Annotated in this window: 15 protein-coding genes; 10 read left to right on the top strand and 5 right to left on the bottom strand. The window is 66.6% G+C overall.

Annotation, left to right across the window (positions count from 1 at the left end; genetic code table 11):
• Positions 1 to 2: 2 nt before the first annotated feature.
• The gene (locus AZ34_RS08405; RefSeq protein ID WP_035607007.1) at positions 3 to 701 is read left to right on the top strand and encodes a response regulator transcription factor; all 699 of its coding nucleotides are present in this window, start codon (positions 3 to 5) and stop codon (positions 699 to 701) included.
• Positions 698 to 2,098 (top strand): sensor histidine kinase, encoded by a 1,401-nt coding sequence (locus AZ34_RS08400; protein WP_035607004.1) that lies wholly within the window; start codon positions 698 to 700, stop codon positions 2,096 to 2,098. The genes AZ34_RS08405 and AZ34_RS08400 overlap by 4 nt, the downstream gene beginning before the upstream one ends.
• Here AZ34_RS08400 and AZ34_RS08395 read toward each other — a convergent pair.
• Complete coding sequence (locus AZ34_RS08395) at positions 2,073 to 3,008, bottom strand: LysR family transcriptional regulator (protein WP_081767131.1); 936 nt, start codon at positions 3,006 to 3,008, stop codon at positions 2,073 to 2,075. The genes AZ34_RS08400 and AZ34_RS08395 overlap by 26 nt on opposite strands.
• Before the next feature lie 83 nt (positions 3,009 to 3,091).
• Here AZ34_RS08395 and AZ34_RS08390 point away from each other — a divergent pair, with 83 nt between their 5' ends.
• The 3 genes from AZ34_RS08390 to AZ34_RS08380 all read left to right on the top strand — a co-directional run bounded on the left by AZ34_RS08390 (position 3,092) and on the right by AZ34_RS08380 (position 5,698).
• On the top strand, positions 3,092 to 3,454 hold the full coding sequence (locus AZ34_RS08390; protein WP_035611233.1) for a protocatechuate 4,5-dioxygenase subunit alpha: 363 nt from the start codon (positions 3,092 to 3,094) through the stop codon (positions 3,452 to 3,454).
• 24 nt (positions 3,455 to 3,478) lie between these two features.
• The gene (locus AZ34_RS08385) at positions 3,479 to 4,336 is read left to right on the top strand and encodes a class III extradiol dioxygenase family protein (RefSeq protein ID WP_035606998.1); all 858 of its coding nucleotides are present in this window, start codon (positions 3,479 to 3,481) and stop codon (positions 4,334 to 4,336) included.
• 324 nt (positions 4,337 to 4,660) lie between these two features.
• Positions 4,661 to 5,698 (top strand): ParA family protein, encoded by a 1,038-nt coding sequence (locus AZ34_RS08380; RefSeq protein WP_035606995.1) that lies wholly within the window; start codon positions 4,661 to 4,663, stop codon positions 5,696 to 5,698.
• Positions 5,699 to 5,765: 67 nt separating this feature from the next.
• Here the strand turns inward: AZ34_RS08380 and AZ34_RS08375 are convergent, their stop codons facing one another.
• Both AZ34_RS08375 and murJ read right to left on the bottom strand, forming a co-directional pair.
• On the bottom strand, positions 5,766 to 6,761 hold the full coding sequence (locus tag AZ34_RS08375; protein ID WP_035606992.1) for a SirB1 family protein: 996 nt from the start codon (positions 6,759 to 6,761) through the stop codon (positions 5,766 to 5,768).
• A gap of 91 nt (positions 6,762 to 6,852) precedes the next feature.
• Positions 6,853 to 8,472 carry a murein biosynthesis integral membrane protein MurJ gene (murJ, locus tag AZ34_RS08370; RefSeq protein ID WP_035606989.1) on the bottom strand — a complete coding sequence of 540 codons (1,620 nt, stop codon included), beginning with the start codon at positions 8,470 to 8,472 and terminating at the stop codon, positions 6,853 to 6,855.
• A gap of 139 nt (positions 8,473 to 8,611) precedes the next feature.
• On the opposite strand from murJ, the gene AZ34_RS08365 reads away from it, so the two are divergent.
• From AZ34_RS08365 to AZ34_RS18260, 3 genes are all read left to right on the top strand, one after another.
• Positions 8,612 to 11,560 carry a circularly permuted type 2 ATP-grasp protein gene (locus tag AZ34_RS08365; RefSeq protein ID WP_035606986.1) on the top strand — a complete coding sequence of 983 codons (2,949 nt, stop codon included), beginning with the start codon at positions 8,612 to 8,614 and terminating at the stop codon, positions 11,558 to 11,560.
• A gap of 67 nt (positions 11,561 to 11,627) precedes the next feature.
• Entirely contained in the window at positions 11,628 to 12,623 is a 996-nt protein-coding gene (locus AZ34_RS08360; RefSeq protein WP_035606984.1) for a transglutaminase family protein, read from the top strand.
• Between the two features lie 264 nt (positions 12,624 to 12,887).
• Entirely contained in the window at positions 12,888 to 13,808 is a 921-nt protein-coding gene (locus AZ34_RS18260; RefSeq protein WP_155831748.1) for a cobalamin biosynthesis protein CbiG, read from the top strand.
• Between the two features lies 1 nt (position 13,809).
• On the opposite strand, the gene AZ34_RS08355 is transcribed toward AZ34_RS18260, so the two are convergent.
• Both AZ34_RS08355 and AZ34_RS08350 read right to left on the bottom strand, forming a co-directional pair.
• Entirely contained in the window at positions 13,810 to 14,358 is a 549-nt protein-coding gene (locus AZ34_RS08355; protein WP_035606974.1) for a DUF2937 family protein, read from the bottom strand.
• Between the two features lie 71 nt (positions 14,359 to 14,429).
• Entirely contained in the window at positions 14,430 to 15,116 is a 687-nt protein-coding gene (locus tag AZ34_RS08350) for a DsbA family oxidoreductase (protein WP_035606971.1), read from the bottom strand.
• Positions 15,117 to 15,188: 72 nt separating this feature from the next.
• Between AZ34_RS08350 and AZ34_RS08345 the strand changes: the two genes are divergently transcribed.
• Positions 15,189 to 16,751, top strand: a complete 1,563-nt coding sequence (locus tag AZ34_RS08345) for an MFS transporter (protein WP_035606968.1) — start codon at positions 15,189 to 15,191, stop codon at positions 16,749 to 16,751.
• On the top strand, positions 16,748 to 17,275 hold the full coding sequence (locus tag AZ34_RS08340; RefSeq protein ID WP_035606965.1) for a GNAT family N-acetyltransferase: 528 nt from the start codon (positions 16,748 to 16,750) through the stop codon (positions 17,273 to 17,275). The genes AZ34_RS08345 and AZ34_RS08340 overlap by 4 nt, the downstream gene beginning before the upstream one ends.
• Positions 17,276 to 17,288 lie beyond the last annotated feature (13 nt).

The raw sequence follows: 17,288 nt of genomic DNA, 5'->3' as shown, positions 1-17,288 counted from the left end.
GCATGCACCGCGTACTGCTGCTAGACGACGACGAACAGCTGGGTCCACCCCTGGCGACCTATTTCCAGCGTTTCGAGCTGGCACTGGTCCAGGCGCTCAAACCGGACGACGGTTTGGCGCGCTTGCGCACCGAGCATTTCGATGCCGTGATCCTGGACGTGATGCTGCCTGGCATGGACGGTTTCGAGTTCTGCCGTACCCTGCGCAAGGAAAGCGACATCCCCGTCATCATGCTCACGGCGCGCGGCGACGTGATGGACCGCGTGGTGGGCCTGGAACTGGGCGCCGACGACTACCTGCCCAAACCGTTTGAACCCCGTGAACTTGTGGCGCGCGTGCAAACCATGCTGCGCCGGCGCCATGGACAGAACGGCCCCCCTGCCACAGGCAGTGAACCAGGCTTGTTGAGCTTCGAGGGCCTGACCCTGGACCCAGCCCGTCGCAGCGTGCTGCGCCAGGGCGAGGCGGTGGAGCTGACGGGCACCGAATTTGAGCTGCTGCACCTGCTGGCGCGCGAAAGCGGCCGGGTCTTCAGCCGCGACGACATCCTCAACCAGTTGCGCGGCCAGGACGCCGAGCTCTACACACGCGCCGTTGACATCGTGGTCAGCCGCCTGCGCAAGAAGCTCGAACCGCTGGACTGCATCAAGACGCTGCGCAATGCCGGTTACACGCTGGCGCTGCGCCGTCTATCGCCATGATTCCCACCCCCCTGAGTCCGCCTGTCACCGCGCCAGCACCACGCTGGTACTGCCGGCTGTGGCGTTTGCCGCGTAGCTCGCTCAAGCTGCGACTGGTGGTGTTGTTCCTGGTGCTGGCGCTGGCCGTGGTCTTGACCTTCATCCGTGGCGCGCAGGAGGCGTTCACGCTGGGCTGGCGCGACACGGCGCGGCCTCTGCTCACGGATTACATCGACCGCCTCGCGGCCGAGATCACCGTCGACGGCCATCCCGACCTGGATCGCGCTCGGGCCCTGGTACGGCAACTGCCCGTGACCGTGGACATCCTGGGTCCGGACCTGAACTGGCGTTCACATCCGGAACAGTCCACGGACGGGCTCCGGAGACGGCCCCGGCACGCGGATGAGGACGGTGATGAAGACCATGAAGAGGAGGACAGGCGTTGGCGCTCCCTGCTGGAGCGCCGCACGGCCGACGGTCATGTGATCCGCTTTGGGCTGAATGAAGCGGCCCTGGAGCGCCGTCCCCACATGCTCGGCTACACGTTGGTGATCCTGCTGACGCTGACCCTGCTGGCCTACCTCTACGTGCGCCGCCTGCTGCGGCCGCTGGACGACATTCGGCGCGGCGCGCAGCGTTTCGGCGCGGGCGAGTTCGGCACGCCGATTCCGGTGCGACACCCCGAGAAGCCGGATGAGCTCGGCCAGCTGGCTCAGACCATCAACACCATGGGGCAGGACATCGCACGCATGCTGGAAGCCCAACGTGCCCTGCTGCTGGCGATCAGCCACGAGTTGCGCAGCCCGCTGACACGGGCTCGCCTGCACACCGAACTGCTGCCGGACAACGACGAGGTCAGGCCGCAACGCGCCGCGCTGTTGCGCGACCTGGGTGAGATGGCGCGTCTCATCAGCGACCTGCTCGAAAGCGAACGGCTGGCCGGCAGGCACGCGACCCTGCACCTGGAAAACACCGACCTGGTGGCGCTGGCCCGCGAGGTGCTCGCCGATCTCGCGACCACGCAGCCGCTGGCGTTGAACATCAAGCTGCACGCGCAGGAGGCATTGGCGCCGCGCGCGGTGGACCGGGTGCGTCTGCGCCTGCTGCTGCGCAACCTGCTCGACAATGCCCTGCGCCATGGCGCCCAAGCCCCACAGCCGCCGGAACTGCGGATCGCGGAAGAAGGAAGCGATCTGCTGTTCGAAGTCCGCGACCACGGTCCGGGCGTGCCCGAGGACCATCTGGCTCAGCTGTCCCAGCCCTTCTTCCGCCCCGACGCCGCCCGCAGTCGTGGCACGGGCGGCGTCGGCCTGGGGCTTTACCTTTGCCGGCTGGTCGCACAGGCCCATGGCGGCAGCCTGACCGTGCGCAATGCACAACCCGGCCTGCGCGTCACCGCGCGTCTGCCAGGGCCTTGAGATCGGGCAGCGCCCGCGCCACGGCCTCCACCTCCGCGCGCAGCCAGCGATGGGCCGCGTCCTGCTGGTAACGCACGTGCCAGATGGCGTACATGGGCAAGCTGGGACAGGGCAGTGGCGGCTCGGAGCTGGCCAGACCCAAGAAACCCTGATGCGCCATCAGGGCCGGCGCGGTGGCCAGTAGGCGGGTGCCGCGCAGGAAGGCCGGCAAGGCGCTGAAGCTGGGCACCATCACCGTGAAACGACGCGACACGCCTTGTTCCGCCAGATGCTGGTCCAGGTCCAGGCCGCTGCGCGGCGCATAAACCACGGTGGCGTGCTCGGCGTCCAGATAGTCCGCAAGGTCGCTCGGAGCGGCACGCACCGCCGGGTCATGGAATACGCGGTAGGTGTCTTCGAACAAGCGCTTTTGCACGATGTCCGCGCCGTCGGGCGGGCGTGGACTGATGACGAGCTGGCAATCGTCATCGCGCAGCATGTCCAGGCGGGGCACCGTCGACGGAATGACGCGCAACACCACCCCAGGCGCCTGGTCGCGCAGCCGCGCGGCCAAGGCGGGCAGCAACAGATCACGCTGGAAGTCGTTGGCCGCCACGGTGACCGTGGCCTGCCAGCGCGCAGGGGCGAAGTCCCCGCCACGGGCGAGGCGCGCCAGCCCGCGCAACAGGTCCCGGGCCTCGGCGGTCAGAGCCTCGGCCCGTGCCGTGGGCGCGATGCCGCGCCCACTCTTGACGAACAGCGGGTCGCCGGTGATGGCCCGCAGCTTGTCCAGCTGATGGCTGACGGCAGACTGAGTCACGCCCAGGCGCAGGGCCGCGCCTGTTACCGAGCCACTGTCCAGCACGGCAAGCAGGACCTGGAGCAGGTGGCCATCCAGGTCCAAATGATCGAATTTACTCATGGGTTCCATGCTGAACGGCCGGTTTATCGCGGTCAATGCCTGCCGAATACTTGCAACCACCCCCTTTGATCTTGATCAAGCAGGAGACAGGCATGAACACCCACACCGCGACGGCCCAACCGTCCATCCCCGGCACTGTACTGTTCGATGGGGAGCAGGCCCGCAAAGGCTACGCCCTGAACAAGATGTGCTATTCCTTCAACGCGGCCGAGAACCGCCAAGCCTTCATGGCTGACGAAGAGGGCTACATGCAGCGCCATGGCCTGAACGCGCAGCAATCCCAGGCGATCCGCGAGCGCGACGTGCTGGGCCTGCTGGCAGCCGGCGGCAACATCTATTACCTGGCCAAGTTCGCCGGCATCCTCAAGCTCGACGTGCAGGACCTGGGCGCCCTGCAGACCGGCATGAGCAAGGAAGCCTTCAAGGCCAAGCTGCGCGACGCGGCCTTCCAGTAAACGAAACGACCCAGGAACATCCCCATGGCCCAGCTCATCGGCGGCGTCGCCACCTCCCACATCCCCTCCATCGGCAACGCGATTGCCAAGGGCTTGCAGCAAGACCCCTACTGGAAACCCTTTTTCGACGGCTTTCCGCCCATCCGGCAATGGCTGAATGAGGAGAAACCCGACGTGGCCGTGGTCTTCTACAACGACCGCGGCCTGAACTTCTTCCTCGACAAGATGCCCACCTTCGCCATCGGCGCGGCGCCCGAGTACCGCAATGCAGACGAAGGCTGGGGCATCCCGACGCTGCCGCCGCACCGGGGCGAGCCGGAACTGAGCTGGCACCTGATCAATCACCTGATCGACCAGGAGTTTGATCTGGTGACCTGCCAGGAGATGCTGGTGGACCACGCTTTCACGGTGCCGCTCAAACTGCTTTGGCCGCAGGAGCACTGCCCCGTGACCACGGTACCGATCTGCATCAACACCGTGCAGTTTCCCCTGCCCAGCGCCAGGCGCGTCTACGCCCTGGGCAAGGCAGTTGGGGAGGCTATCCGAAGCTGGGGCAGTGACCAGCGGGTCGTGGTGGTCGGCACCGGGGGACTGTCACACCAGCTCGACGGCGAACGCGCGGGTTTCATCAACAAAGCCTTCGACCTGCAGTTCATGGACAGCCTATTGGACGACCCCGAATGGGCCACGCAGTTCAGCATTCACGAACTCGTGGAGAAAACCGGAACCCAAGGCGTGGAGCTGCTGATGTGGCTGGCCATGCGCGGTGCGCTCAGCACGGGTAGTTCCAAGGGCAGCCGCGTGCGCAAGGTGCACGGCAACTACCACATCCCCATCTCCAACACCGCCACCGGCGTGCTGGCGCTGGCCACCCAAGCCTGAGCCGGGCCGCTTCGGCGGCACCCGCACCTGCGGTCACGGACAAGACAGGGGTAAGTGGGTGAATCCGGGCGAGACGCAGGCGCCCGTGGGGCACGCGGCAGGGGCTCGAACGAACGGTGCAGGCCCGGCTGGAGCGGGCCCACAGGAAATAGGGGAAGGCGAAACCGCGAAAAACGGCTCTAAACTCCTGTTTCTCCCCGCGCGAACGGCGCCATTCGCTACAAAATCCATAGCCAAGTCCATTGAAATGACTGGACTTCGCGCGTCTTTCGGGTCAAACTGCCACACGGACCGGTTCCGCGCTTACAGCTTACTGGAGCATTCATGCCTGTCATCGCCATCGTCAATCGCAAGGGAGGAAGCGGCAAAAGCACGCTCGCCACGCATTTGGCGGCTTGGTGCGCGCATCAAGGCCATGCCGTCATGCTGGGTGACGTCGATCGCCAGCAATCCTCCCGCAACTGGCTGCACAAGCGCAGCTCCTCGCTGCCTCCCATTGCCCCCTGGGCCATCAACCAGAACGTGCTGCGCGTCCCGGCCGGCATCACCCATGTCATCCTGGACACCCCGGGCGGCCTGCACGGTTTTGACCTGGCGCGCATGATCATGTTCGCGGACGCCGTCATCATGCCGGTCTGCAGCTCGGCCTTCGACCGTGAATCGGCCGCCACCTGCCACGCCGAACTGATGAGCCTGCCGCGCGTGATCTCCGGCCGCTGCAAAGTGGTCAGCATCGGCATGCGCGTGGACGAAAACACCGAATCCGGCGAAGTCTTGGCCCAGTGGGCCGCCAAGCTGAACCTGCCCTTCCTCGGCGTGCTGCGTGAGTCACCGGTCTACGTCGAAAGCACCGAGCGAGGCATGACCCTGTTCGACATGGCGCACAGCATGGCCAATGCGGCCGTGCAGGCTGGCCATTTCCAGGTGGCTGACGCGCACACCGATGACCTGCAGACCGACCTGCAGCAGTGGAAGCCCATACTTGAGTGGCTGCAACCCTACCTGGGCGCCGGCGCGGCAGCCACTGGCAAGGAAACAAGCGGGGGAGGCTCACCGAATATTGCGCCGCAGACTGCCCAGACAACGAGCACCCCGAGACAGAGCGAGGCGGCCACGATGAGTGAAGCGGCGGCGCCCCTTGCATCCCGTCTGCTGAATTCACGCCAGCCCGCGCCCGTGACGCGCATCGGCTCTCCGCGCGTGCTGGATCGTGTCGGCGGCGGCGGTGTGCTGCGCGGTGGCACAACCACCACCGCGCCCAATTTGATGCAGGCTCCTCCAGCGCAGGACGCAGCCCGTCCCCAGGATACGGACGACGACTTGGCCCACATTCCCGCCTTCCTCAAGCTCGTCAAGGCCTGACGAGCATTTGCAGGCCGGACAGCCGTCCCGCAGACGGGCTGCCCCAAGGTAAGTCCCCCGCCGCGCTTCAATCCATCGCACGCCGCAAGGCGGCCACGCGCTCGGTCAGCGCCTGCCGTTCCGCCAACGCGGCCGCGCTGGGTGGGTATTCCCTCGGCACACGTCCCCAGCCTTCCCCTGCGCCGTCTTCCACCCTTGCCAGATAGGTTTCCAGATCGGCTAACGCCGAAGGCACATGGCCCAGTTCGGCCCGCGCAAGACCACGATCGCGGTACTCCTCCCAGGCAGCGGGTAGCAGAACCAGCAGACGGTCCTCCACGGCAACCAAGCGCTGCCAGTCGCGCTGACCCCGGTGGATTTCCTTGAGGTTACGCAGCATGCGCGCCAGGATGTCACGCGCTGGCAGGGTACGCAGATGCCAGGCCAAGGAAAAATCCGCTGCCGCGTCCAACGGAATCTGCTCGTGCCGAGGCTCGCGCACCGTCGAGGCGGAACGCCAGGTATCGAGTCGCTCCAGCAACTCCTCGCGGCTCAAGGAGGCGCCACTGAAGGGGTCGATCACCACCTGCGCCCAGGGCTTGGCGCTCTGGCTGCCCTGCCCGGTGGGCGTGGGCACCTGCACCTTGACCAGGAAATGCCCCGGAAAACCCACGCCATGCGCGTCCAGGCCCAGGCCCTGGGCCAGTTCCAGCCAAAGCACGGCCAAGGACACCGGGATGCCCCGGCGCCGCTCCAGCACGCGGTGCAGGTAGCTGTTGTCCGGGTCGTGGTAGTGGTTGCGGTTGCCCGCGAAACCCAGCTCCTCGAAGAAGAAATGGTTGAGAAGCCGCAGCTTGTGCAGGGCCGGAGCGTCGGCCGGCAGCCGCTGGCGCAGACGCGCCTGCAGGGTGTCCACCTCGGCCAGCACCTGCTGCACGTCCAGGCGCGGGTATTCGTCCTGGCCCAGGCATACCGCTGCTTCCAGCAAGGGCAGCCGGTCGGGAGAACCCGCACCCTGTCCGTGCTCGCGCACCAGCACGGCAAAGTATTCGAGCGATGTGGGCGCTTGAAAAACGAACTTCATGAACTTCAGCCCTGGTGCAATCCTTTGCGCGATCGGCCGCAGTCCAGAGGCCGTGCACCGGTTTATAGCAGGCAACGCCGCCCCGTGGGGCTCAACGTCGCAGCAAAGCCCGCAGCCGCAGTCCCGCCATCCAGGCCACGCCCAGGTAGATCAGACCGGCGCCCGCCACGATGGCCGCCAGCAGACCCATGCGCAACCAGGGTTGGGCCTGCAGACCCGTCCAGTCCCAGGCCCCGGCCGCCCAATGCAGGTATGCGGCGAGCAGCGCGCAAGCCAGGAGCACCCGCGCCATGAAGGCACTCCAACCGGGCAAGGGCCGGTAGCTGCCACGCCCGCGCAGGCCCAGCAAGAGCCACAGCGCGTTCAGCAGCGCGCCGATGCCGATGGACAAGGACAGCGCCGCGTGCTGCAACACCGGCACCAGCACGAGGTTGAGCAATTGCGTCAACACCAGCACCACGATGGCGATGCGCACCGGTGTGCGCATGTCCTGGCTGGCGTAATAGGCGGGCGCCAGCACCTTGACCGCGACCACGCCCAGAAGGCCCGCGCCCCAGCCCATGAGGGCGGCCGCCGTCATTTGCACGTCGCGCGCGGTGAAGGCGCCATAGTGATAGAGCACCGCTGTCAAGGGTTGGGCGAACAGCGACAGGGCCAGGGCACAAGGCAGGGCCAGCAACACGACCAAGCGCAAGCCCCAATCCAGCAGTTCGGAATAACGCGCCGCGCCTTCGGCCGCGTCGCTCATGGATTTGGCGGCGGCCAGTTGCGGCATCAGCACCACGCCCAGGGCCACGCCCAGCAAGGCCACGGGAAACTCCATCAGACGATCGGCATAACTCAGCCAGCTGACGCTGCCCGGCGCGAGGTAGGAGGCGATCTGCGTGTTGATCAGCAGCGACAGCTGCGCCACGCCCACGCCCAGCAACGCAGGCGCCATCAGCGTGAGCACCCGGCGCGTGCCGGCGTCGGTCCAGGCCGCGCGCAAAGCCCTGGGGCTCAGGCCGATGCGCGGCAAGAGCTGCATGCGCTTCAAGGCCCAGGCCTGCGCACCCAGCTGCAGCACCCCCCCCACCAGCACACCCACCGCCAGGGTGTAGATCGGTTCGATGCCCTGCGCCTGCAGCCAGGGGGCGCCCCAATGCGCGGCAAACAGGGCCGCCAGGATCATCGCCACGTTGAGCAGCACCGGCGTGGCCGCGGGCACCGCGAAGCGCCGCCAGGTGTTGAGCACACCGGCGCCCAGAGCCACCAGCGACATGAAAGCGATGTAGGGGAACATCCAGCGTGTCATCAGCACCGCCGCCTCATAGGCGTTCGCCGCTGCGCCACCCGCTGCTGCATGGGCCGCCGATTCACGCAAACCCGAGGCCAGCAGCCAGACCAGGGCCGGCGCGGCCAGCACGCCCACGATGCTGACCAACAGCAGCACCCAGGCCAGCACTGTCGCAGCGCGGTCAATCAGCTGGCGCGCGGCCTGCTCCCCTTCCCGTTCCTTCACAGTCGCCAGCACGGGCACAAAAGCCTGGCTGAAGGCGCCCTCGGCGAACAGGCGTCGGAACAGATTGGGAATGCGAAACGCGACGTTGAAGGCGTCGGTCAGGGCACTGGCACCGAAGGCGGCGGCCATCAGCAACTCCCGCGCCAGCCCGGTGACGCGCGACACCAGGGTCAGCAGCGAGACCGTGGAAGCGGATTTGAACAAACTCATGACAACACAGACTCTTGAAGCTCCCAAGGGGGTCGCCAGTGTAGCCAGCTCCGGTCAGGCGCCCGAAGCAACACCTGGCACCGCCTTGCACGTCATGAATTCCGGCCCCGCCCATGAAGGCCAATGTCACAATAGCGCCATGGTGGACCGAGCCAGCCCCGACCTTTTCGACGACGACACCCTGCCCTCCACCACGCAGCAGGTGCTGCGTCTGGCCCTGCCGCCCAGCCTGGCGCACTTTGACGAGTTGCGTGGCCACACGCCCGCCACCCCGACGACACCTTCCCCTCCTGTCACGGCGACGGCCACCACCACGGCCCCTGGCCATGCGGTCAACCTGCTGGGCGGACCGCCCCCCCACGCCACCGCGACGGGAATCAAAGCCCCGCCGACCTCGCAGCACCTAGCACCCGGCCCGTCCAGCCTGTCAACGGCGCCGATCACGACGACTGCCACGGCCCGGACCCCAGCCGCGGCGCCCCCGGCTTCGGCCCCGCCCCGGCCGGCCCTTGCGCCCCACTGGACCGCCTTTTTCGAGCACCTGGGCGCGGAGGGTTTCGCGGACCTGAACCCGCGCGCGGCCAGCTTGGCAAGGCAGATCCGCGACAACGGCGTCAGCTACAACGTCTATGCCGACACCAGCGGGCCACAACGGCCCTGGTCGCTCGACCTCTTCCCCTTCATCGTCACGCCCGAGCAGTGGCAGCACATCGAAACCGGCGTGCTGCAACGCACGCGCCTGCTGGAGCAGGTGATGTCCGATGTCTACGGCCCGCAGCGACTGCTCAAGAACGGTCTGCTGCCGTCGGCCCTGGTGCAGGGCCACCCGGGTTACCTGCGCGCGATGCACGGCGTGGCCCCGGTGGGTGGAGTGCATCTGCACATTGCCGCCTTCGACCTCGCGCGCGGCCCCGACGGACACTGGTGGATCGTCTCGCAGCGCACGCAGGCGCCCTCGGGCCTGGGTTATTTGCTGGAGAACCGCCTCGCCATTTCACGCCAGTTCCCGCAGGCCTTCGAGGGCATGCGGGTGCAACACCTGGCGGCCACCTACCGTGCGCTGATCGAGGGCTTCAAGCGCATGAGCGCGGCTCACGTCAGCCCAGGGCAGGACGCCCACATCGCCCTGCTCACGCCCGGCCCCTACAACGAAACGTATTTCGAGCACGCCTACCTGGCGCGCTACCTGGGCCTGACCCTGGTGGAAGGCCATGACCTGACCGTGCGCGATCAGAAGCTCTACCTCAAGACCCTGCGCGGGCTGGAACCGGTCCATGTGCTGCTCAAGCGCCTGGACGACGAATTCCTCGACCCGCTGGAACTGCGGCCGGATTCGACCCTGGGCGTGCCCGGCCTGCTGCAGGCGATCCGCGCGGGCAATGTGATCGTGGCCAACGCACCCGGCTCGGCCTTCCTCGAATCCAGCGCCCTGCTGGGTTTCCTGCCCGCGCTGGCGCAGGAACTGCTGGGCGAAACCCTGTCCTTGCCCGCCCTGCCCACCTGGTGGTGCGGCGAAGAAGCCAGCGTGCGGGACGTGCAGCAGCGCCTGGCCGAGTGCGTCGTCAAGCCGACCTACCCCGCGCCCTCCGGTGCGTCCGAGACTGTGCTCTGCCGCCAGCTCAAGCGCGAGGAACTGGACCAGTGGATAGGTCGCCTGCTGCGCGAAGGCGAGCGGCATACGGTGCAGAGTTATTTGCCCTTGTCGCAAACGCCGACTTGGCACGTCAACCGCATCGCCCCGCGCCCGGCGCTGATGCGTGTCTTCGCCATGTGCGATGGTCTGGAAACGAGTGGCGCGCGCGCGGGGCAGCCGCGCTGGCGGGTGCTGCCCGGCGGCCTGACCCGGCTGGCCACGCGCCTGTCGGACGGCAGCGCGGGCATGGCCTCCATGCAGCGCGGCGGCAGCAGCGCCGACACCTGGGTGCTGACGGCAGGCGAGGTGGACCGCACCACCCTGATCGGCGCGCCGCCCGCCGCCATGCCAGCCTCACGGCATGAACCGCATGACAAACGCAAGCGCCTGGTCACCAGCCGGGCCGGTGAAAACCTCTACTGGCTGGGCCGCTACACCGAGCGCGCCGAAAACAGCCTGCGCCTGGCGCGCCTCGCGCTCGACAGCCTGAGCGCGGGCATGGGACTGCAAGCCGGTCTGGGCGAGCTGGACACCCGTTCCACCACCTTGCTGGACTGGCTCAGCGACCTGGCCGAGCGCAACAGCCTGGTGCCACCGGGAGCACCCTCGGCCACCCAGGCACGGCGCGTCTTCGCGCGCACCCTGATCGCCAACCTGGGCGGCACCCAGCATGCCGCCAGTGTGGGGCAAAGCCTGCGCGCGCTCAAGACCGCGGCATTCGGCGTGCGCGAGCGACTCTCTCAGGAACACTGGAAAGTCATCACGGAAGCCGAGGCGGAATTCACCCAGCGCAGCGCGCGCCTGGGCAGCCAGGGCGGTGGCTCGGGCGTGGCCGCGCACAACGACTATGCCGTGACCGAGGCCCTGCGGCTGCTGGACGCCACCAGCATCCACCTCGCGGCCATCACCGGCGGCCAGACCGACCGCATGACACGCGACGATGGCTGGCGGCTGCTCTCCATCGGCCGGCACATCGAGCGCCTGAGTTTCCTTGCGCCGGCCCTGGCCAGCAGTTTCGCCAGCGGCGCGGTGCAGGAAGAAGACGGCGGCTTCGAAAGCCTGCTCGCCCTCTTCGACAGCACCATCACCTTCCGCGCCCAGCACCAGCTCAGCCACGACACCACGGCCCTGCTCGACCTGCTGCTGCGCGACACCGAAAACCCGCGCTCGCTGCGCTGGGTGGTTCAGAACCTGCAAAAACACCTGGCCCGCCTGTCCGGCCTGCCCGTGGATCAGGACGCGCTGGCCGCCTTGCTGCCCACTGACCAAGCCTGGGCCCTGGGCCCGACGACACCTGCGGCGGACGCGCAAGAGGGCAGTGAGCCTCCCGAAAACGCCGCAGCCCTGCAAGCCTTGCTGGCCGATTGCGAACAGGCAGCCTGGCGCATCTCCGACGAAATCAGCCAGCGCTACTTCACCCATGCGGGGCAGGCCAGCCAGAGCCTGGAGCTCTGAGCCCTCGTCGCCTCGACGAGACTGAACGTCCCGAACGGCAAGCACGCCCCTCAGACCGAAAGCCGGCATGGACCTGCACATCACCCACGAAACCCGCTACGACTACGCCAGCACGGTCGAGCTGGCCCAGCACATGGCCTACCTGCGCCCGCCGGACACACCCTGGCAGACCGTGCGCGCGCACCAGTTGGAGATCGAAACCGGCATGGGCGAGGAAACCCCGCCCACCGCACCGGCCGGGCCAGACGCCTGTTCCCTGGACGTGTACGGCAACCACCGCGCCTACTTCGCCCTGGACCGGCCGCACACCCTGCTGCGCGTGACCGCGCGCAGTGCGTTGCAGACCCGCGCGCCGCGCGCCGCCGCGCGGACCACCAGTGAAATCACTTGGGAGGATCTGCGCGGGCAGTACCGCTACCAGGCCCAAGCCGCTTGGCACGCGGCCGCCGAGTTCAGTTTCGCCTCGCCGCGCGCGCCGCGCCACGACGCCTTCGCCGCCTACGCCAGACCCAGCTTCGCGCCGGGCCGGCCTGCCCTGCAGGCGGCGCGCGAGTTGATGGCGCGCATCCACGCGGACTTCCGCTACGAGACGCAGAGCACCGAGGTCCATACCCCCGCCCTGGAGGCCCTGGAATTGCGCAGCGGGGTCTGCCAGGACTTCGCCCACATCATGCTGGCTTGCCTGCGTAGCGTCGGCCTGGCGGCGCGCTACGTCAGTGGCTACCTGTTGACGACACCCCCCCCCGGCCAGCCCCGCCTGATCGGCAGCGATGCCTCGCATGCCTGGGTATCACTGTGGCTGCCGGACCTGCGTTTGAGCGACGAGGGCCCGGGCGCCAAGGCGAACCAGGAAACCGCCACCGACGGTTGGTACGACCTGGACCCCACCAATGCCCGCGACGGCTGGGGCACCCCCGGTGAGGACTACGTGACCCTGGCCACGGGTCGCGACTACGCCGACGTGCCGCCACTGCGCGGTGTCATCCATGGCGGCGGCGCGCATGGGCTACATGTGGCGGTGACGGTGGCGCCGGAGGGCGAGGCATTGCAACCGGGACGTTGAATCTGCCCTGCCTGTCATTTCCTGAGAGGCCTGCGCCGCCCATCCCTAAGCTCATCCCAAACCGCATCCCCGAAGCCGCGCAGCCGCGCAGCCACCATTCGAGCATGGCGGTTTCAACCACGGTAACGGTGATCCTGAAGCCACCGCCGGTGGTTTCGGCCTGCTGATGCTCGGCTAAGTGCCTTTCAGGGACATGCATCGATTTTGGGATGGGTTCTACTGAATCGAAATAAGTAGTAGCGGATGAGCTGGAGTAATTGATAAATGAACAAACCACTGTTTGACCGCTACATTGCCGTGGACTGGTCCGCCAACAACGGCCGGAAACAAGGCCAGGATTCCATCTGGATTGCTGATTCGAAGAGGGAAACCAGCAACCCACCAACTCGTCATCAGGCTATGGCTTGTTTGAATGAACGACTGCGTGACGCACTACAAAATGACGAGCGAGTGCTTGTTGGTCTAGATTTCGCATTTGGCTACCCAAGCGGTACGGCAACACTTCTTACCGGAAAGCCGAGCTGGGATGCACTTTGGAAACTGCTGCATGCAAAAGTTTGTGATGATGAAAACAATTGCAACAACCGGTTTGATGTCGCAAATGAGCTGAATAAGCAATTGGGGGAAAGCGGGCCTTTGTTTTGGGGGCGGCCAGACAACGAAAAAAACCTTCGCCTTCGATGTCTAAACGCCAAGAAAACTGGGATTCGGTTCGAGAAGGTAAGGGAAAAGAGAGCCGTAGAGTCCCTTGCCAAGGGTGCAAAGTCGGTCTGGCAACTGTTCTACAACGGCTCAGTCGGCAGCCAAGCCTTGCTCGGAATTGCATGGCTCGAAAAACTTCGTGCCAATCAAGACTTGCAAGGAATGATCAGCATCTGGCCTTTTGAAACGGACTTTGAACGCTCAATTGAATGCCCAGTTGTGCTGGCGGAAATTTATCCATCATTAGGACTTGTGTTGGATCCAACAGTTGCCCCCAAAGACAAAGCGCAAGTAGAAGCGCAAATCGGCCTATTCACTGCTTTGGACAAAAATGGGCTCCTGCGTGAGGCACTTAGCTTCCCGACTGGCGTCAATCAAAGCTGGCGTAAAGTAGCTATTGCCGAGGAAGGATGGATATTCGGAGTCGGCCATGAAAAACTGCAGGCTGCAAATCAAGATTGCAGACCAGCCCTGGAATCATGATTTAGCCACCCGTCACAGGCTTGCGCCCCCAAAGCTGCTTCAGCTGACTCACCACCAGATCCGCCGTCCATCGCCCCAAGACCATCGCGAGTTCCAGCAGCAGCAGCACGGTCAGCGCCACCACACCGCCGGCCATCAGCGCCTCTTGGGTCAGCGGCGCGGTGGGTGTGTACTGCAGCAAGGTCTGCTCGCGCAGATTCGGATCGGCGAACATGGCCAGGTGCCAAAGGCGCTCGTGCAGCGGCCCTTGCATGGCCTTGTGCTGGGCTTGCAGGCGCAGGCGGCGCTTGTTCAAGCGGTCGATGGCTTCGCCCTCGGCCTGAAAGGGCGCGATCGCGCTGTCGCGATGCAGCTTGATCAGCGCCTCGATGCTACCGCCTGTGTGCTGGTTGGCGATGCGCTGGAAGGGTTCGAAAGCGAGCGTGACCTCGCGCAGGCTGGCGTCGACACGCTTGGCGTACTGGTCGGCGAGATTGGGCAACTGCATGCCCACCAGCATGGCCACGCAGGCGACGACGATCAGGATGTAACGAACCAGGAAGGAAACCATAGAACCTCGTTATCGTCTTTTTGTGGATTGGTATTGGTCGGTTGGCTGGCTGGTGAAGGTGAAGCGGGTGTTCAGGTCGATGACGACTCGGCAGCCGTTTCGGCCGCGATGCGTTGCAGGGCCTCTTCGTACATCGCCGCCGGCTGCCCGCCGGAAATCAGGTAGCGGCGATTGACCACCACCGCGGGCACGGCGCTGATGCCGGCCTGCTGCCACTCGCGCTCACTCTCGCGCACGGCCAGGGCGTAGTCCTCGCTGTTCAGGATGGCACGCGCGCGCGTCGTTTCCAGACCGGCCGCTTGCGCGGCCTGGACCAGCACCTCGGGATCGGAGACGTTCTCGGCCCGGCCGTGATATGCCGCCAACAGCTCTTTCTTGAGCGCCCACTGCTTGTCCGGGCCGTTGCCCGCCTCTGCGTCCGCCGCCCAGGCCAGCAGGCGGTGCGCGTCAAACGTGTTCCAGATGCGCCCCCGGCCCTCAGGCTTAAAGGCAAAGCCCACCGCAGCGCCGCGTTCGCGGATGCGCTCACGGATCTCGGCCTGCTGTTCGGGGGTGGAGCCGTATTTCTGCGTCAGGTGCTCGGCCACGTCCTGGCCTTCGGGCCCCATCGACGGATTCAATTCAAAGGGCTGGAAGGTGACCTGCGCGTCCACTCGGCCCACGAGTTTGTCCAGCGCCTGCTCCAGCCCGCCCAGGCCGATGGCGCACCAGGGACAGGCCACGTCGGACACAAAATCGATCTGCAGGGTGCTGCTCATTACCTAACTCCAGCCGCTGGGCTTGATGGTGAACCCGGACGGCGGATGCCCCGGAACGGGATAATCATAGCCATGACGGCCCCCTCCCCCGGTCAAGCCGATGCACACATCGGTGACCAAGCGCAACAGACAGCCCCGGCTGGTCCCGCGACTGGCGACGGTCTTCCCGACGGTTTGCCCTTCAAGCAACGCCTGCAGGCCCTGGCCGTGATCGTACTGGGCCTGGTGGTCTCGGTGCTGGATGCGTCCGTGGTCAACCTGGCGCTGCCGCCCATCATGCGCGACCTGAACGCCAGCGCCGCCGGCTCCATCTGGATCCTCAACGCCTACCAGCTCGCCACCCTGGGCCTGCTGCTGCCCCTGGCCAATCTGGGAGACCGCCTGGGCCACCACCGCGTCTACTTGTTTGGCATGGCCATCTTCACCCTGGCCTCGCTGGCCTGCGGTCTCGCACAAACCCTGCCTCAGCTGGCGGCGGCGCGCGCGCTGCAGGGTGTGGGAGCGGCGGGCATCATGAGCGTCACCGCTGCGCTGATGCGCCTGATCTACCCGCGCCGCCTGCTGGGCCGGGGCCTGGCCATCAACTCCATGGTGGTCGCGGCCTCCACGGTGGCCGGGCCGACCGTCGCCGCGGCCATTCTCTCCTTTGCCACCTGGCACTGGCTCTTCCTGGTCAACATCCCGCTGGGCCTGCTCACGCTTTGGCTGGGGTGGCGTTCGCTACCGCACAGCCCACCGGCCACGCACCGCACGGAATGGACCTTGCTGGACGCGGCGCTGAACGTGCTGGTCTTTTCGCTGGTCTTCCTGGGCGCGGACGGGCTGGGCACACACCTGGACGCCGCGCCGGGCATGAGCCACAACAGTGGCGTGGGCTACAGCGCGCAAGGCCTGCTGCTGCCCGCGCTCCAACTGCTGGCTGGCTTGCTGCTGGGTGTCTGGTACGTGCAGCGGCAACGCCGCATGACCCGCCCGCTGCTACCGCTGGACCTGCTGCGCATGCCGGTGTTCGCCTTGTCCATGTGCGCTTCGGTCGGCGCCTTCTGCGCGCAGATGATCGCCTTCGCCGGCCTGCCCTTCCTGCTGCTGGAAGTGCAAGGCCGCACCCCACTGCAGGCCGGCGCCCTGCTCACCGCCTGGCCCCTGGCCATCGTGGTGGCCGCGCCCCTGGTGGGCCGCGTGATCGGCAAGGTGCCAGGCGCCTGGCTGGGTGCGGCCGGCATGAGCCTGCTGGCCACCGGCCTGACCCTGCTCGCCCTGCTGCCACCCCACGCCAGCGACACCATGGTGGTGGCCTGGCTACTGCTGTGCGGCGCGGGCTTCGGCATCTTTCAGTCACCCAACAACCACATCATCCTGACCACCGCGCCCGCACAGCGCGCCGGGGCGGCGGGTGGCATGCTGGGCACGGCGCGCCTGACCGGCCAGACCCTGGGCGCCGTGGTGCTGGCCACCGTGTTCAGCTTCTATCCACTGTCCACCCCAGGCGGCGGAGTGGCCTCCTCCGACACAGCCTTCGGCTTCACCCTGGCACTGGGCCTGGCCGCGGTGTTCGCGCTGGCCTCGGGCACGGCCAGCCTGCTGCGCCAGCCGCCGCGTGCCGCAACACCTTCATCACCCACGACAAATCCATGAAAGAAGCCAACCCCACCGCCGTGTTCGTCCGCCCGGTTGATTACCGCGACGCGCGCGATGCCGCCGCGCTGGTCACGCTGCTCGACATGTACGCAAGCGACCCCATGGGCGGCGGTGTCCCTTTGCCTGAGGACGTGAAACAACGCCTGCCCGGCGACCTGGCCGCGCAGCCGGGGGCAGTCAGCTTCATTGCCTGGACAGGGACCGGGCCCGATCAGGAGGGGGAAACCGCCGTGGGCTTGGCGAACTGCTTCCTGGGTTTCTCGACCTTCAAGTCACTCCCCCTGCTCAACATCCATGACATGGCCGTGCACCCGGCGCACCGAGGGCGTGGTGTCGGCCAGGCCCTGCTGGCCGCCGTTGAACAACACGCCCGGCAATTGGGCTGCTGCAAGCTCACGCTGGAAGTGCTCTCGGGCAATGCCACCGCGCAGGCCAGCTACCAGCGCTTCGGTTTCGCGCAGTACCAGTTGGACCCTGCGGCGGGACAGGCGCTGTTCATGCAGAAGTGGTTGAACCCTTGAGTTCAGTGTGATG

The organism is Hylemonella gracilis str. Niagara R (assembly GCF_000600295.1).
In the GTDB taxonomy this organism is placed as follows: domain Bacteria; phylum Pseudomonadota; class Gammaproteobacteria; order Burkholderiales; family Burkholderiaceae_C; genus Hylemonella; species Hylemonella gracilis_A.
This window is presented reverse-complemented; position numbering and strand designations above follow the sequence as displayed.

Excerpts from the sequence above, each read along its gene's own strand:
- AZ34_RS08395 (WP_081767131.1), bottom strand. The coding sequence starts at position 3,008 with ATGGAACCCATGAGTAAATTCGATCATTTGGACCTGGATGGCCACCTG.
- AZ34_RS08385 (WP_035606998.1), top strand. The coding sequence starts at position 3,479 with ATGGCCCAGCTCATCGGCGGCGTCGCCACCTCCCACATCCCCTCCATC.
- murJ (WP_035606989.1), bottom strand. The coding sequence starts at position 8,472 with ATGAGTTTGTTCAAATCCGCTTCCACGGTCTCGCTGCTGACCCTGGTG.
- AZ34_RS08375 (WP_035606992.1), bottom strand. The coding sequence starts at position 6,761 with ATGAAGTTCGTTTTTCAAGCGCCCACATCGCTCGAATACTTTGCCGTG.
- AZ34_RS08400 (WP_035607004.1), top strand. The coding sequence starts at position 698 with ATGATTCCCACCCCCCTGAGTCCGCCTGTCACCGCGCCAGCACCACGC.
- AZ34_RS08350 (WP_035606971.1), bottom strand. The coding sequence starts at position 15,116 with ATGAGCAGCACCCTGCAGATCGATTTTGTGTCCGACGTGGCCTGTCCC.
- AZ34_RS18260 (WP_155831748.1), top strand. The coding sequence starts at position 12,888 with ATGAACAAACCACTGTTTGACCGCTACATTGCCGTGGACTGGTCCGCC.
- AZ34_RS08345 (WP_035606968.1), top strand. The coding sequence starts at position 15,189 with ATGACGGCCCCCTCCCCCGGTCAAGCCGATGCACACATCGGTGACCAA.
- AZ34_RS08405 (WP_035607007.1), top strand. The coding sequence starts at position 3 with ATGCACCGCGTACTGCTGCTAGACGACGACGAACAGCTGGGTCCACCC.
- AZ34_RS08340 (WP_035606965.1), top strand. The coding sequence starts at position 16,748 with ATGAAAGAAGCCAACCCCACCGCCGTGTTCGTCCGCCCGGTTGATTAC.
- AZ34_RS08380 (WP_035606995.1), top strand. The coding sequence starts at position 4,661 with ATGCCTGTCATCGCCATCGTCAATCGCAAGGGAGGAAGCGGCAAAAGC.
- AZ34_RS08390 (WP_035611233.1), top strand. The coding sequence starts at position 3,092 with ATGAACACCCACACCGCGACGGCCCAACCGTCCATCCCCGGCACTGTA.
- AZ34_RS08365 (WP_035606986.1), top strand. The coding sequence starts at position 8,612 with ATGGTGGACCGAGCCAGCCCCGACCTTTTCGACGACGACACCCTGCCC.
- AZ34_RS08360 (WP_035606984.1), top strand. The coding sequence starts at position 11,628 with ATGGACCTGCACATCACCCACGAAACCCGCTACGACTACGCCAGCACG.
- AZ34_RS08355 (WP_035606974.1), bottom strand. The coding sequence starts at position 14,358 with ATGGTTTCCTTCCTGGTTCGTTACATCCTGATCGTCGTCGCCTGCGTG.